Below are 13,952 nucleotides of genomic sequence, written 5' to 3' on the forward strand. Positions count from 1 at the left end.
TAGGGCGAGGCGGTCATCCAAGGGGCTCCGTGTCGGGCGGGCGTCGTGGTTCCGCCGTCAGGCCGAATGCGGTTCGACGCTCGGCGCGTCGAGGATTGCGGCGGTATCGGTCGTGCCGTGGCCGTCGAGGACGCGGTGAGCCTGCGCCCGGTCGATGTCGCCCTCCCAGGCGGCGATCACCACCGTCGCCACGCAATTGCCGATCAGGTTGCCCAGCGCTCGGGCGATGCCGACGAACCAGTCGATCGACAGCACGAGCACCAGCCCGATGACGGGGATCTCCGGGACCGCCGACAGGGTCGCGGCCAGCACCACGATGGCCGAGCCGGGGACGCCATGGGCACCCTTCGAAGTGAGAAGCGCGATGCCGAGGATCAGCATCAGGTGACCGAAGGAGAGGTCCGTGTTGGTGGCCTGAGCGATAAAGACCGTGGCGAGGGTCAGGTATAGCGAGAAGGCATCGAGGTTGAACGAGTATCCGGTCGGAATCACGAGGCCGACGGTCGAGTCCTTGATGCCGAGCCGCTCCAGCTTGCGCATGACCTGCGGCAGCACGCAGTCCGATGAGGCGGTGCCGGCCACAACCGTCAATTCCTCGCGCAGGTAGGCGAGAAGTTTCAGAATGCTGAAGCCCGCCAGTCGCAGGATGGTGCCGAGCACCACGAAGACGAAGAACGCGACGCCCGCGTAGAACAGCACCACCAGCATACCGAGCTGCTTGAGCGAGCCGATGCCGTATTTGCCGACCGTGAAGGCGACGGCGCCGAGCACGCCGAGGGGCGCGAGCCGGACGATGAAGCCGATGACCTTGAACAGGACCTCGGTGATGCGCTCCAGACTCTTGGCGAGGGGCTTGCCCTGTTCGCCCAGGAGCGAGAGGCCGGCGCCGAACAGGATTGCGAGGATCAGGACCTGGAGGATGTCGCCCTTGGCGAAGGCGTCGACGAAGGTGGTCGGAATGATCTTCATCAGAAAGTCGACGGTTCCGGTGACCTGGCCGACGCGCTCGGTGTAACCGGCGATCGATTTCGCATCCAGGCTCGCCACATCGACGTTCATCCCGTGCCCCGGTGCGAAGGCGTAGGCCAGGACGAGGCCGAGGATGAGGGCGAGGGTCGTCACCGCCTCGAAGTAGATCAGCGACTTGAGGCCGACGCGGCCGACCTTTCTCAGGTCGCCGGCCCCGACGATGCCGTGAACGACGACGCCGAACACGAGGGGCGCGATCGCCATCTTGATCAGCTTGATGAAGCCGTCGCCGAGCGGTTTCAGGGTAACGGCGAAGTTCGGCCAGACCATCCCGAGGACGATGCCGAGGACGAGGGCAGCCACGACCTGCCCGAACAACGACGCGAAGAACCGCTTCATCACACCCCCCGTACGTCGTCGTGCCGTTTCAGGCCCCAGCCGGCCGATCGACCCTGGAGCATCGCGCCCAACCGGTTGCCGGATCTATCCTGCATGCGACCGGCGTCCGACGGATCTCGGCGGCACCATGTTGCCGGCGCATCGAGACGTCAAATATTTCATTTATCTCGATTGATATTTCTGTCGTATGAATTGGCGGATGGAACTCCGTCACCTGCGCTACTTCGTTGCCGTCGCGCGGCACCTCAGCTTCACGGCGGCCGCCGAAAGCCTCGGCGTCGCCCAACCGCCATTGAGTCAGCAGATCCGGGATCTCGAGGCGGAGGTCGGTACGGCGCTGTTCGAGCGGACGACCCGTCGCGTCTCGTTGACCCGGGCGGGCGTCGACTTCCACGCGCAGGCGCTCGCCATTCTGGACAAGTCCGGCGAGGCGATGGCACGGGCGCGGGCCATCGGGGCCGGTGCGGCCGGCATCGTCAACGTCGGACTGACGGGATCCATGCTCGCTGGTCCCCTCGGTCGCGCCATCCGCGATTTCGACATCGCCTATCCCGATGTCGATCTGCGCATCCACGAGATGTCGCCGGATCGGCAGATCGCGATGCTGAAGGCCGGACAGACCGATATCAGCTTCCTGCGCAGCCCACCCCCGGATGCCGACCTCGTCAGCGTGCGCGCCTGGCGCGAGACCGTGACCCTCGTGCTGCCCAAAGGCCACCGCCTGGCGCCCAAGGCGGTCATCGATCTCGCCGATTTGAGCCAGGAGCGGTTCGTGTTCCTGCGCCTCTCCGACTCGCTGTTCGCGAAATACCTCTGGGCATGCTGCGTCGAGGCCGGGTTCATTCCGAACATCACGCACGAGGTCGTCGAAGCCGCGTCGTTAACCAGCCTCGTCGCGGCGGGCCTGGGGATCGCCATCATCCCGGAATTCGTCGCCCGGCTCGCGCATGCGGATGTGGTCTACCGACCGGTCGCCGGAAAAACCATCAGCGCCGACGTCCATGCACTCTGGGTGAGAGAGAAGGCCGGGCCGCTGATCAGCAATTTCCTGGCGCTAATCCGCTCCGAGGCCTGAAGTCGTACCGCTAGACCGTAATCGAGGCACCGCGGCGCAGGTGCTCGTCCAAGCGGGGCATGATCTCGACGAAGTTGCAGGGGCGGTGACGGTAGTCGAGCTGCGCAGCGAGGATGCCGTCCCAGGCGTCTCGGCAGGCACCGGGCGAACCCGGCAGCACGAAGATGTAGGTGGCGTTGGCGACCCCGGCGGTGGCGCGCGACTGCAGGGTCGAGGTACCGATCTTGTCGTAGGAGATTCGGTGGAACACCGCCGAGAAGCCGTCCATCCGCTTCTCGAACAGGGGCTCGATCGCCTCCGGCGTCACGTCGCGGCCCGTGAAACCGGTGCCGCCGGTGGTGATGACCACGTCCACCGCCGGGTCCTGACTCCAAGCCTCGACCTGCCCGCGGATCGCCGCGACCTCGTCGGGCACGATGGCGCGGGCGGCGAGCGCGTGGCCCGCGTCCTGAAGGCGCGTCACCAGCGTGTCGCCGGAGCGGTCGTCCTCCGCGCTGCGGGTGTCCGAGACCGTGAGCACCGCGATGGCGAGGGGGATGAACGCGCGGGTCTTGTCGGATGCGACCATGGGGACGTGCCTTCAGCCGGTGGCCGGCGGGTGCGGCCGATGCTGCTGCATCGACCGCGCACCGCCAGGGGGAGGCGCGTCGTCAGTTGCGCGCCGCGCGGAACGTATCGCAGGACTTCGTCTGACCGCTGCGGTAGCCGGTCATGAACCAGCGCATGCGCTGCTCGGACGAGCCGTGGGTGAAGGAATCTGGCACCGCATAGCCCTGGGACTGCTTCTGGAGCTTGTCGTCGCCGATGGCGCTCGCCGCCTGCATCGCCTCCTCGATGTCGCCGGGCTCCAGGGCGTTGTACTTGTCGTTGGAGTTCTTGGCCCAGACGCCCGCGAGGCAATCGGCCATCAGCTCGACGCGCACCGAGAGCTGGTTCGACTCGGTCTTGCTCGACGCGGCCTGCTGCCGGCCCTGGACCTTGCCGAGGATGCCGAGCTCATCCTGCACGTGGTGGCCGACCTCGTGCGCGATAACGTAAGCATAAGCGAAGTCGCCCTTCACGCCGAACTTCTGCTCCATCTCCTTGAAGAAGGAGGTGTCGAGGTAAACCTTCTTGTCGAGGGGGCAGTAGAACGGTCCCATCGCCGCCTGGGCCGAGCCGCAGCCGCTGCGCGTGCCGCCCTGGTAGAGCACCATGGTGGTCGGCCGGTACTGGCGCCCGGTCTGGTTCGGCAGGACCTCCTTCCAGACGTCTTCGGTATTTCCGAGGATCGCGGCGGCGAAGCGCCCGCTCTCATCGGTGGGTTTGGTCTTGCGCTGGCTCTGCGTCTGCGGATCGACCTGCTCCTGGCGCTGGCGCCCGCCCCCGGTCATCTGCTCGGCCCCGCCGATCAGGATCGCGGGGTTGATGCCCGTCACCCAGCCGATGATACACAGGATGACGATGGCACCGATGCCGAGGCCCCCGGCTCCGCCGCCCGGGAAACCGCCGCCACCGCCGCCTTCGCCGCGCCGATCCTCGACATTGTCCGAAGAGCGGAAATCTTCCCAGCGCATGATCTCGATACACCCTGTTCGGACGCGCGCCGCTCCACACGGTCGCGTGAAGTAAGTCGCAGGCGCGGGATACGGTTCCGCTTGGGCTTGTTCTCAAGCCGCGTCGGACGTGGCCCTAAACGCCTCAGGCCTTCCCGTCGAGGGCCGCGCGCAGGGTGCGGAAGTCCCGCCAGGCGAGGCGCTTCTGCAGGGGCTGGCGCAGGAGGTAGGCCGGATGAAGGGTCGCGAGCGCCCGGATCTCGCGGTCCCCCACCCGGTAGGGGAAGAACCGTCCACGCGCCTTGAGGATGCCGTCCTTCGTGCCGGTGATCGCCTGGGTCGCCGGGCTTCCGAGACAGACGATGAGATCCGGGTTGGCGAGTTCGATCTGCCGCTCGATGAACGGCTTGCAGATCGAGACCTCCTGGGGCGTCGGGTTGCGGTTGCCCGGGGGGCGCCAGGGCACGATGTTGGTGACGTAGGCGTTCGTACGGTCGAGGCCGACCGCCGCCATCATCCGGTCGAGGAGCTTGCCCGAGCGGCCCATGAAGGGCTTGCCGACGCGGTCCTCGTCGGCGCCGGGCGCCTCGCCGATGAACATCAGCTTGGCCGCCGGGTTTCCGTCGGCGAAGACGAGGTTCTTGGCGGTGAATTTCAGGGGGCAGCCGTCGAACCCGGCGAGCAGCGCCTCGAGCTCCTCCAAGGACTGCACGTCCTTGGCCCGGGCCCGCGCGTCGCCCGCCGCCTCGCCGGGCTTGGCCGAGGCCGACTGACCGAAGGTTCGCGCCGCGGCCGGGGCGGGCGCAGGGGGGGCGCCGCGCTGGGGCAGCTCCGTCCGGAAGGATTCGTCGCGGACGGCCGGTGCCGTTCGCTCGCGGGGCGGCGCGACCGGCCGGGCCGGCTCGGGCGCATCGGCTTCGGCGAAGCGGTCGTGCGGTGCCTCGTCGAGGAACAGGTCGAAGCCGGCCTCAACGTGGAAGTCGAGGTTCGCGATGAGATCCCGTTGCTGGTCGTCGCCCTGGCTCATGATGGAGATGTGGCGCGTCGCGCGCCTGTGGACAACAGGGCCTGCGGCACCACGCACCACCTTTTGCCCCGCGCGATAGCGTCACCCTCGGGCGGCACGGGCGGTGTGTCGCTTGCCTTCCCAGGTTGGAATGGGTTGAGAGTGAACGCCAGACATGTGATCGCACGACGAAACAACCCGCGCGGAAACGCGGACGCGACAGGAGGATGACGGATGGCGCTGCCCGAACGTGAGGCGATGGAATTCGACGTGGTGATCGTGGGCGCCGGTCCGGCCGGGCTCGCGACCGCCATCCGCCTCAAGCAGCTGGCGCCGGAGGTCAGCATCGTGGTGGTCGAGAAGGGCTCCGAGGTCGGCGCCCACATTCTCTCCGGCGCGGTCATCGATCCGTCGGGCCTCGACGGCCTGCTGCCGGGCTGGCGCGAGGACGCGAGCCGCCCGCTCAAGACCGCCGTCGAGCGCGACGAGTTCATGTTCCTGACCAAGAACAGCGGCGTGACCATGCCGAACCTGTTCTTTCCCAAGCTGATGTCGAACCACGGCAATTTCGTCGGCTCGCTCTCGAACGTGACGAAGTACCTCGGCGCCAAGGCCGAGGAGCTCGGCGTCGAGATCTATCCGGGCTTCCCGGCCTCGGAAGTGCTCTACGACGAGGCCGGCGCCGTGGTCGGCGTCGCGACCGGCGATCTCGGCATCGGCAAGTCCGGTAAGCCGCGCGACGACTACACCCGCGGCATGGAGCTGCGCGCCAAGTACACGGTCTTCGGCGAGGGCGCGCGGGGATCGTTGACCAAGACGCTGATCGACCGGTTCAAGCTCAACGCCCATAGCGACCACCAGAAGTACGGCCTCGGCGTCAAGGAGCTTTGGCAGCTGGCGCCCGACCGGTTCCAGGCCGGCCTCGTTCAGCACACCATGGGCTGGCCCCTACCGAACAAGGCCGGCGGCGGCTCCTGGCTCTACCATTTCGACGACGGCCTGCTCTCGGTCGGCTTCGTCACGCACCTGAACTACGAGAATCCGACGCTGTCGCCGTTCGAGGAGTTCCAGCGCTTCAAGACCCACCCGATGATCCGCGAGACCTTCGAGGGGGCCAAGCGTATCGGCTACGGGGCGCGGGCCATCATGGAGGGCGGCTGGCAATCGGTGCCGAAGCTCGTCTTCCCGGGCGGCTGCCTCGTCGGCGATTCCGCCGGCTTCGTGAACGTGCCGCGCATCAAGGGCTCGCACAACGCGGTGCTCTCCGGCATGCAGGCGGCCCAGGCCCTCGCGCAGGCCCTCGAATCGGGGCGCCAGGGCGACGAACTGACCGCCTACGAGAACGGCTGGCGCGACAGCGCCATCGGCCAGGACCTCAAGCGGGTCCGCAACGTCAAGCCGCTCTGGTCGCGCTACGGCACCCTGATCGGCGTCGGGCTGGGCGGCCTCGACATGTGGTCGAACACGATCCTCGACGCCTCGCCCTTCGGCACGCTCAAACACGGCAAGCCCGATCACGCGACGCTCAAGCCCCTCGCGGAGGTGAAGCCGATCGTCTACCCGAAGCCCGACGGCAAGCTGACCTTCGACCGGCTCTCCTCGGTCTACCTCTCGAACACCAACCACGAGGAGGACCAGCCGGCCCACCTCAAGGTGAAGAACCTCGACCTGCAGAAGGCGTCCGAGCACGACGTCTTCGGCGGGCCCTCGGCCCGGTACTGCCCGGCCGGCGTCTACGAGTGGGTGGCCGATACGGGCGCCAGCGACGGCGTGCGTTACCAGATCAACGCCCAGAACTGCGTCCACTGCAAGACGTGCGACATCAAGGACCCCAACCAGAACATCAATTGGGAGACCCCTGAGGGACCGGGCGGACCGAACTACCCCAACATGTGAGCGCGACTTTCACGGTCCCGGATGGCGGGCGCTGCCCGCCATCCTTATGCCTTGCGGGGATGGCGGTAAGAGTCCAGTGTCCCGCCCCAATCGAGCCTGGCCCCCACGGGGGCGGCGCGCAGGAGCCGTGATCGGTGCCCATGAACGGAAACGCCAAAACTCCCAAGACCTCCGAGGCTTCCAGGACTTCTCGGGCCGGACGTCGGGCCTTCCCGGCCCTCGCCCTCCTTCTCGCCGCGGCCCTGCCCGTGCAGGCGGCCCAGAACCGGGAATCGGCGCCGGTCAACGAGTACGAGCCGGCGGAATCCCTGGAGGGCAACTTCCTGGCCGCTTACATCGCCGGTGCCTCCAAGGACACGGCGGCGGCGGCGAGCTTCTATCGCGAGGCCGTCAAGGCCGACCCGCGCAACGCCGAACTGCTGGAGCGCGCCTTCGTGTCGCTGCTCGCGGACGGCTCCCTGCCGGATGCCTTCCGGGCCGCCGAGCGCCTGACGAGCCGCGACGGCTCGAACGGTCTCGCCCAACTCGCCCTCGGCGTGCGCCAGATCAAGGCCGGGCAATTCGCCCAGGCCCGCCAGAACTTCGCCCGTAGCGGCCGGGGGGCGGCCGCCGACCTCACCGGTACGCTCCTGACCGCCTGGGCGTTCGCCGGCGCCAATGACGGCAAGCGCGCCCTCGACACGGTCAACAAGCTCAAGGGCGAGCGCTACTACAACACCTTCCGGGACTTCCATGCCGGGCTGATCGCCAGCCTCGTGGGCGACCAGGCCGAAGCGGAGCGTCGTCTCAAGGCGGCCTACGACGCCGACCGCAACACCCTGCGCATTGTCGACGCCTACGCGCGTTTCGAGGCGCAGGCCGGGCGCACCGACCTCGCGATCCAGGCCTATACCGAGTTCGACAAGCTGCTGCCGCGCCACCCCATCGTGCGCGACGCCCTGACCAAACTGAAGGAGGGCAAGCCCCTCGCGCGCCTCGTCAACTCCGCTCAGGAGGGCGCCGGCGAGGTGCTGTACGGCCTCGGTGCGGCCGGCTCGACGCAAGGCGACGAACTGCCGGCCATCGTTTACTTGCGTCTGGCCCTCTACCTCGCCCCCGAGCATGCGCTGGCCCGCCTGACGCTCGCCGACATCCTGGACCGGATGAAGCAGACGGACCGGGCCAACGAAGCTTACGCGCAGATCCCGACCGCTTCGCCCTTACGCCTCAACGCCGACGTCCAGATCGGCCTGAACCTGGAGCAGATGGGCAAGGGCGACGAGGCCATCGCGCATCTCGATGCCGCCATGAAGGCGCATCCGGACGACATCGACATCATCTCGGCGCTCGGCAACGTGCAGCGCTCGCGCAAGAAGTACGAAGAAGCGGCCGAGACCTACAGCCGCGCCATCGCGCTGATCGGCGACCGACCGGCCTCGAATTACTGGACCACGTTCTACTTCCGCGGCACCGCCTACGAGCGGGCCAAGCAATGGCCTAAGGCCGAGGCCGACCTGAAGAAGGCCCTTGAGCTCGTGCCCGCGAGCCAGCCCGGCGCCCGGGCCCAGGTGCTGAACTACCTGGCCTATTCCTGGGTCGATCAGAACATGAACATCGACGAGGCCTTCACCATGCTGAAGCAGGCCGTCGATGCGGCCCCGCGCGACGGCATGATCATCGACAGCTTAGGGTGGGCCTATTTCCGCCTCGGCCGCTGGGATGACGCCGTGCGCGAGCTGGAAAAGGCGATCGAGCTGAAGCCCGGCGACCCGACCATCAACGACCACCTCGGCGACGCCTACTGGCGGGCCGGGCGGCGCCTGGAGGGCAAGTTCCAGTGGCAGCACGCCAAGGACCTCAACCCCGAGCCCGAGGATCTTGAGAAGATCAACGCCAAGCTGAAGGACGGCCTCCCGGAACTCGACAAGCCGGCGGCGACCGCCGAGAACCCGCCTGAGGGCAAGGCCAACCCGGAACTGCCGAAGGGCGCGCCCGCTCCGAACGAGCCTCCGGGCGCCGCCGACAAGAAGAGCGGCGGCTGAGGATTACCGATCGCGTTCGAGGCTTGACGCGGCGCGCGATGCGGGGCCAGACCGGCCCCGCATTCAGCCCGCCGAGCCCCGAGATTCCGTGTCCCTCTTCGTCACCCGCGCACCGGCCAAGATCAACCTGACCCTCCATGTGCTCGGGCGACGGGCGGGCGACGGCTACCACGAGCTGGAAAGCCTCGTGGTCTTCACCGGCGCGGGGGATACCCTGACCCTGGTGCCCGGGCCCGACCTGACCCTCACGGTCTCGGGCCCCACCGCCGGCCCGGCCGGCCCGCTCGACGACAATCTCGTGATCCGTGCCGCGCGCAATCTCGCCCGGGTGCGTCCCGGCCTCGCGCATGGGGCCTTCCACCTCGTGAAGCGCCTGCCGGTCGCGGCCGGCATCGGCGGGGGTTCGTCGGATGCCGCCGCCGCTCTGCGGCTTCTCGCCCGCCTCAACGGTATCGCCCCGGACGATCCGGACCTGCTCACCGCTGCCCGCGCTACGGGCGCCGACGTTCCGGTCTGCCTCGATCCCCGGGCCCGCATGATGCTCGGCGCCGGCGAGAGCATCGGTCCGGCCCTCGCGCTGGCGCCGCTTCCGGCGGTCCTCATCAATCCCGGGGTGCCGGTCGAGACGGCGCCGGTCTTCCGCGCCCTGGGGCTCTCCGTCGGCGCGCGTCATCCCGGTGCCGCCCACCCGGAGATCGCGGCCGGAACGGACGCCGCGACGCTGGTTCGCACCCTGTTGCCCACCCGAAACGATCTTGAGGCACCGGCCCTCACCGTCGCCCCCGTGATCGCCGACGCCCTGGAGGCGCTGCGCGGCTGCGCTGGCTGCCGCCTGGCTCGCATGTCGGGGTCCGGCGCTACGGTGTTCGGGCTGTTCGGAAGTCGCTCGGACGCGGCACGCGCCGCCCGCAGCGTCAGGGCCGCGTATCCGCGCTGGTGGGTCGCCTCGGCGATCCTGCGCTGATCCCGCGCCCACGCAGCACCTGATGAGTCCGCCCCGCGCGAGCGGAGCGGCGACGCCGGTTCAGTACGCCCGCGCGATGCAGAAATCCACGACCTGAAGCAGGGCCTGCTTCATCGGGCTCGCGGGGAATGGCGCCAGGGCGGCGCGAGCCCGGTCGCCGTAGTGGCGGGCCCGTGCCATCGTCTCGTCGAGGGCACCGTGCCGGCGCAGGATCGCGCGGGCGGTGTCGAGGTCCTCGGGGTTCACCTCTCCGGCTTCCAGGGTGCGTTTCCAGAAGCCGCGCTCGGTCTCGCTGGCGCGCCGGACCGCGAGCACGATCGGCAGCGTGATTTTGCCCTCACGGAAATCGTCGCCGACATTCTTGCCGAGGCTGTCGCTGGTGCCGCCGTAATCGAGCACGTCGTCGATCAGCTGGAAGGCGATGCCGAGATTCATGCCGTAGGCGCGGCAGGCGGCCTGCTCGGCCTCCGGCCGGGCCGCGAGCACCGGCCCGACCTCGCAGGCGGCGGCGAAGAGTTCCGCCGTCTTGGCGCTGATCACCGCGAGGTACTCGTCCTCGCTGGTCTCGGTGTTCTTCGCCGCGGTGAGCTGCATCACCTCGCCCTCGGCGATGATGGTGGCGGCGGTCGAGAGGATATCGAGGGCCTTCAGAGACCCGACCTCGACCATCATGCGGAAGGCCTGGCCCAGGAGGAAATCGCCGACCAGCACGCTGGCCTCGTTGCCCCACTTGATGCGGGCCGCGACCTTGCCGCGGCGCATGTCGCTCTCGTCCACGACGTCGTCGTGCAGGAGCGTGGCGGTGTGCATGAACTCGACGCTCGCGGCGAGCTTGACGGCTCCGTCGCCCGCATAATCGCAGAGGTCGGCGGTGGCGAGCGTCAGGATCGGCCGCAGGCGCTTGCCGCCCGAGGAAATGAGATGGTTGGCCACCTCGGGGATCATCTGGACGTCGGAGCCGGTCCGGGACAGGATCGTCGCGTTGACGCGCTCCATGCCACCGGCCACCAGCGCGACGAGGTCGGCCAGGCTCGCCTCCGGGTCGGGGCTGCTCTCATCGATCGGAACTACGACGCCCAAAACCGCGCGGCCTCCACATCCACGGCGCCTCCTGGCGCCCCACGACCCGATAAACTCTGCGGCACCCCATCGCATGCGCCCGGGGGCGCTGCAACACGCACCATGCCGCAAGGTATACGCAAGCCCCCCGCTTCGTCGCGGCCTGGACCGGCGAGCGTGCCGGAGGACGAGGATTCATGACCGAACTGATCCGCAGCAACGACCTCGTCCTGATCGGCTTCGCGCAGTCGCTCCTGGAGGGGGCCGACATTCCGGTCCTGGTGGCGGATCAGCACATGAGCCTCCTCGAAGGCTCCATCGGCGCCTTCGCGCGGCGCATCCTGGTGCCGCGGGATCATGCCCCCCAGGCGCGCCGGCTCCTGCGCGATGCGGGCCTCGCCGCGGAACTGCGCGATGCCTGATGTGGAAGGCGGGCCACCCGAGAGCCTGAACGACGAGACGGCGGATCTCTGGCTGGGCGGAAGTCTGCGGCTGTACCAGCCTCCGCGCGGCGCGCACCGGGCCGGGACCGACGCGGTGCTGCTCGCCGGCCTGTTCGCCCCGCCCCCGGAGGCGGTGATCTGCGATATTGGCGCCGGAACCGGTGCGGTCGGCCTCGCGGCGGCCCGGCGGACGCCGGGGACGCGGCTGATCCTGGTGGAGCGAGATCCGGACCTCGTCGACCGGGCCCGGCGAAACGCCGCACTGAACGACCTCTCCGGGCGGACCACGATTGTCCAGGCCGACGTCCTGGCCCCGGGGGCGGCGCGGCGCGCGGCGGGGCTCGTTCCCGACCTCGCCGACATCGTGCTGACGAACCCACCGTTTTTCGAGCGTGGGACTTACCGAGCCTCTCCAGTGCGCGGAAAGGCGGACGCGCACGGATTCGCGGTCGGGGACCTCGCGTCCTGGCTGCGCACCTGCGTCGACATCCTGAGGCCGAAGGGGCGCCTCGGCCTGATTCACCGGGCGGATGCCTTGCCCGCCTGCCTCGATGCCTTGCGTAGCCGCTTCGGGGCGATTGCGGTGCGGCCGGTCCATGCCAGGGCCGATGAGCCCGCGATCCGTATCCTCCTCACCGCCCGCAAGGGTAGCCGCGCGCCCTTCGTCCTGCGTCCGGCCCTGATCCTGCACGACGCCTCCGGCCGGTTTACGCCCGACGCCGAGGCTCTGCACGCCGGACGCGGCTGGATCGATCCATCGCCCTGACGGGGGGAGGGCGCGCCGCAGCCGCCCTCCCAGGTGCTAGCGCTCAGTAGAAGATGCGCGCGCGGTGCGGGCGGTGCCAGCCGTAATGCCGATGCCCCCAGCCGTGATGGCGCCGCCAGTGGTGGCGGTGGTGCCAGTGATGCCGGCGATGCCAGTGCCGGCGGTGGTGCCAGTGCCGGTGGCGGTGCCAGTGGCGGCGATGCCAGTGACGTCGGTGATGGTGCCAACGGGCCTGCTCGACGAGGTTCGTCGACCCGGCGGATTCAACGGCCGCCACCGGCAGCGGGGCCGCCTGAGTCGCCGCTCCCAGTCCGATCGCGCCGCCCACGACGCCGAGGGCGATGATCATCCAACGCAAGACGCGCATGGTTCCTGAGCCTCCCTTTCGTTGCTACGGCCCGCATGGGCCCCGCGCGTCGCACCGATGCGACCGCGTGTGCTGGAACGGCGATGCTGGCAAAATGGTTCGCCCGGTCCCAGATCACGCTCACGATCCCCCGACGCCACGGCACGCCGCTTCTTGCGTCTGCCGCCTCCGCGAACGAGACCCCATGCCGCTTTCCCTGCCCGCCCGCCTGCGCAACCTGCTGCCGCGACGCTGGCGAACCAAGCGCCCGCGCGTGGCGGTGCTGCGCCTCAGCGGTGCCATTGGGGCGGTCTCGCCCCTGCGGACGGGCCTCTCGATCGGCGGATTGGCGGGAAGCCTCGAGCGGGCCTTCGGCATGCCGGGCATCGTCGCGGTGGCGCTGATCATCAATTCGCCGGGTGGTTCGCCGGCGCAGTCGCATCTCATCCATCGCCGCATCCGGGCGCTCGCCGCCGAGAAGAACCTGCCCGTGCTGGCCTTCGTGGAGGATGTGGCGGCATCGGGCGGTTACATGATCGCGTGCGCGGCCGACGAGATCATCGCCGACCCGATGTCGCTGGTCGGATCCATCGGCGTGGTCTCGGCCGGCTTCGGCTTCGACCGGCTGATCGAGCGCATCGGCGTCGAGCGCCGGGTCCACACCCAGGGCGAGGCCAAGGGCATGCTCGATCCTTTCCGCCCGGAGGACCCGGCGGACGTGGCCCGGTTGAGGGTGATCCAGGCCGACGTGCAGGCCCTGTTCACGACCCTCGTCAGCGCGCGGCGCCCGAAGCTGGCGCCGAACGGCGAGAACCTCTTCACCGGAGCGGTCTGGACCGGGCAGCAGGGCGTGCCCCTCGGTCTCGTCGATGCGCTCGGCGACGCCCGCTCCACCTTGCGGGCGCGCTACGGCGACAAGGTCGAACTGGTACTGGTGGCGGAGAAGAAGGGTTCGCTCGTGGCGCGCCTGTTGCGCCGGGCCACGCCCGGCGGACTCGATGGCGGGGGGCTCGATGCCGGCGGCTTGGCGGGCGAGGTGATGGCGGCAATCGAGGCGCGCGCAGCCTTCGCCCGCTACGGCCTGTGAGGGCTCAGCGCGAACAGGCGTCCGTGCCGTAACCGGCATAGACGACCCGGACCTTGCGGGTGCAGGTCTCGGCCGGGACGGGGGCCGGCATAGCGACGATCTCGATCGGGGTCACGGCGGCAGGCATGGCCACGGCGTCCGAGTGATCGGGCGTCGCGAGCGCGTTGGAGGCACTGATGACGAGCGGCGTCGCGACGAGCGATGCAGCAATGAGGGCAGCGAAGACTGTGACGGTGGAGCGCATGGCCCGTGTTTCCAAATTATCGATTGTCCCGCAGGACGATGAAAACCCCTTGATTGCCGGATAAACTTGGCAGCAAGCGAGACCGTTCCACCGCTTAAACAAATCGTGGCAGAATTGTGTGTGGCGCCGCACGCGTGCGGCG

Annotated in this window: 14 protein-coding genes; 7 read left to right on the forward strand and 7 right to left on the reverse strand. The window is 69.0% G+C overall.

What is annotated here, in order from left to right:
- Positions 1-57: 57 nt before the first annotated feature.
- On the reverse strand, positions 58-1,368 hold the full coding sequence (locus MFF30_RS23990; protein ID WP_238282666.1) for a dicarboxylate/amino acid:cation symporter: 1,311 nt from the start codon (positions 1,366-1,368) through the stop codon (positions 58-60).
- A gap of 199 nt (positions 1,369-1,567) precedes the next feature.
- Here MFF30_RS23990 and MFF30_RS23995 point away from each other — a divergent pair, with 199 nt between their 5' ends.
- Complete coding sequence (locus tag MFF30_RS23995) at positions 1,568-2,443, forward strand: LysR family transcriptional regulator (protein WP_238282668.1); 876 nt, start codon at positions 1,568-1,570, stop codon at positions 2,441-2,443.
- A 10-nt stretch (positions 2,444-2,453) separates the two neighbouring features.
- Here MFF30_RS23995 and moaB read toward each other — a convergent pair whose 3' ends face one another.
- The 3 genes from moaB to MFF30_RS24010 form a co-directional block, all read right to left on the reverse strand.
- Complete coding sequence (gene moaB / locus MFF30_RS24000) at positions 2,454-3,011, reverse strand: molybdenum cofactor biosynthesis protein B (protein WP_238282670.1); 558 nt, start codon at positions 3,009-3,011, stop codon at positions 2,454-2,456.
- Positions 3,012-3,093: 82 nt separating this feature from the next.
- Positions 3,094-3,999 (reverse strand): KPN_02809 family neutral zinc metallopeptidase, encoded by a 906-nt coding sequence (gene ypfJ, locus MFF30_RS24005; protein WP_238282672.1) that lies wholly within the window; start codon positions 3,997-3,999, stop codon positions 3,094-3,096.
- Positions 4,000-4,123: 124 nt separating this feature from the next.
- Positions 4,124-5,005 carry a uracil-DNA glycosylase gene (locus MFF30_RS24010; protein WP_238282674.1) on the reverse strand — a complete coding sequence of 294 codons (882 nt, stop codon included), beginning with the start codon at positions 5,003-5,005 and terminating at the stop codon, positions 4,124-4,126.
- 213 nt (positions 5,006-5,218) lie between these two features.
- Between MFF30_RS24010 and MFF30_RS24015 the strand changes: the two genes are divergently transcribed.
- From MFF30_RS24015 to MFF30_RS24025, 3 genes are all read left to right on the forward strand, one after another.
- Positions 5,219-6,880 carry an electron transfer flavoprotein-ubiquinone oxidoreductase gene (locus MFF30_RS24015; RefSeq protein WP_238282676.1) on the forward strand — a complete coding sequence of 554 codons (1,662 nt, stop codon included), beginning with the start codon at positions 5,219-5,221 and terminating at the stop codon, positions 6,878-6,880.
- A gap of 140 nt (positions 6,881-7,020) precedes the next feature.
- The gene (locus MFF30_RS24020; protein WP_238282678.1) at positions 7,021-8,901 is read left to right on the forward strand and encodes a tetratricopeptide repeat protein; all 1,881 of its coding nucleotides are present in this window, start codon (positions 7,021-7,023) and stop codon (positions 8,899-8,901) included.
- An 88-nt stretch (positions 8,902-8,989) separates the two neighbouring features.
- Positions 8,990-9,865, forward strand: a complete 876-nt coding sequence (locus MFF30_RS24025; protein ID WP_238282680.1) for a 4-(cytidine 5'-diphospho)-2-C-methyl-D-erythritol kinase — start codon at positions 8,990-8,992, stop codon at positions 9,863-9,865.
- Between the two features lie 60 nt (positions 9,866-9,925).
- Here MFF30_RS24025 and MFF30_RS24030 read toward each other — a convergent pair whose 3' ends face one another.
- Complete coding sequence (locus tag MFF30_RS24030; RefSeq protein WP_238282682.1) at positions 9,926-10,945, reverse strand: polyprenyl synthetase family protein; 1,020 nt, start codon at positions 10,943-10,945, stop codon at positions 9,926-9,928.
- A gap of 176 nt (positions 10,946-11,121) precedes the next feature.
- On the opposite strand from MFF30_RS24030, the gene MFF30_RS24035 reads away from it, so the two are divergent.
- Together MFF30_RS24035 and MFF30_RS24040 are read left to right on the forward strand one after the other, a co-directional pair.
- Positions 11,122-11,346: a putative signal transducing protein gene (locus tag MFF30_RS24035; protein ID WP_238282684.1), complete on the forward strand. Its 225-nt coding sequence runs from the start codon at positions 11,122-11,124 to the stop codon at positions 11,344-11,346.
- Positions 11,339-12,133 (forward strand): tRNA1(Val) (adenine(37)-N6)-methyltransferase, encoded by a 795-nt coding sequence (locus MFF30_RS24040; RefSeq protein ID WP_238282686.1) that lies wholly within the window; start codon positions 11,339-11,341, stop codon positions 12,131-12,133. The genes MFF30_RS24035 and MFF30_RS24040 overlap by 8 nt, the downstream gene beginning before the upstream one ends.
- Before the next feature lie 43 nt (positions 12,134-12,176).
- Here MFF30_RS24040 and MFF30_RS24045 read toward each other — a convergent pair whose 3' ends face one another.
- Positions 12,177-12,500, reverse strand: a complete 324-nt coding sequence (locus MFF30_RS24045) for a hypothetical protein (RefSeq protein ID WP_238282687.1) — start codon at positions 12,498-12,500, stop codon at positions 12,177-12,179.
- A 184-nt stretch (positions 12,501-12,684) separates the two neighbouring features.
- Between MFF30_RS24045 and MFF30_RS24050 the strand changes: the two genes are divergently transcribed.
- Complete coding sequence (locus MFF30_RS24050) at positions 12,685-13,566, forward strand: S49 family peptidase (RefSeq protein ID WP_238282688.1); 882 nt, start codon at positions 12,685-12,687, stop codon at positions 13,564-13,566.
- Positions 13,567-13,570: 4 nt separating this feature from the next.
- On the opposite strand, the gene MFF30_RS26295 is transcribed toward MFF30_RS24050, so the two are convergent.
- Positions 13,571-13,952 (reverse strand): hypothetical protein (locus tag MFF30_RS26295; protein WP_373320998.1); only part of this gene is annotated, 382 nt, incomplete at its 5' end.

The organism is Methylobacterium goesingense, assembly GCF_022179225.1.
Taxonomy (GTDB): Bacteria; Pseudomonadota; Alphaproteobacteria; order Rhizobiales; family Beijerinckiaceae; genus Methylobacterium; species Methylobacterium goesingense.

Coding starts and splice junctions, on each gene's coding strand:
- moaB (WP_238282670.1), bottom strand. CDS start 3,011: ATGGTCGCATCCGACAAGACCCGCGCGTTCATCCCCCTCGCCATCGCG.
- MFF30_RS24050 (WP_238282688.1), top strand. CDS start 12,685: ATGCCGCTTTCCCTGCCCGCCCGCCTGCGCAACCTGCTGCCGCGACGC.
- MFF30_RS24010 (WP_238282674.1), bottom strand. CDS start 5,005: ATGAGCCAGGGCGACGACCAGCAACGGGATCTCATCGCGAACCTCGAC.
- ypfJ (WP_238282672.1), bottom strand. CDS start 3,999: ATGCGCTGGGAAGATTTCCGCTCTTCGGACAATGTCGAGGATCGGCGC.
- MFF30_RS24040 (WP_238282686.1), top strand. CDS start 11,339: ATGCCTGATGTGGAAGGCGGGCCACCCGAGAGCCTGAACGACGAGACG.
- MFF30_RS24015 (WP_238282676.1), top strand. CDS start 5,219: ATGGCGCTGCCCGAACGTGAGGCGATGGAATTCGACGTGGTGATCGTG.
- MFF30_RS24020 (WP_238282678.1), top strand. CDS start 7,021: ATGAACGGAAACGCCAAAACTCCCAAGACCTCCGAGGCTTCCAGGACT.
- MFF30_RS24035 (WP_238282684.1), top strand. CDS start 11,122: ATGACCGAACTGATCCGCAGCAACGACCTCGTCCTGATCGGCTTCGCG.
- MFF30_RS23990 (WP_238282666.1), bottom strand. CDS start 1,368: ATGAAGCGGTTCTTCGCGTCGTTGTTCGGGCAGGTCGTGGCTGCCCTC.
- MFF30_RS23995 (WP_238282668.1), top strand. CDS start 1,568: ATGGAACTCCGTCACCTGCGCTACTTCGTTGCCGTCGCGCGGCACCTC.
- MFF30_RS24045 (WP_238282687.1), bottom strand. CDS start 12,500: ATGCGCGTCTTGCGTTGGATGATCATCGCCCTCGGCGTCGTGGGCGGC.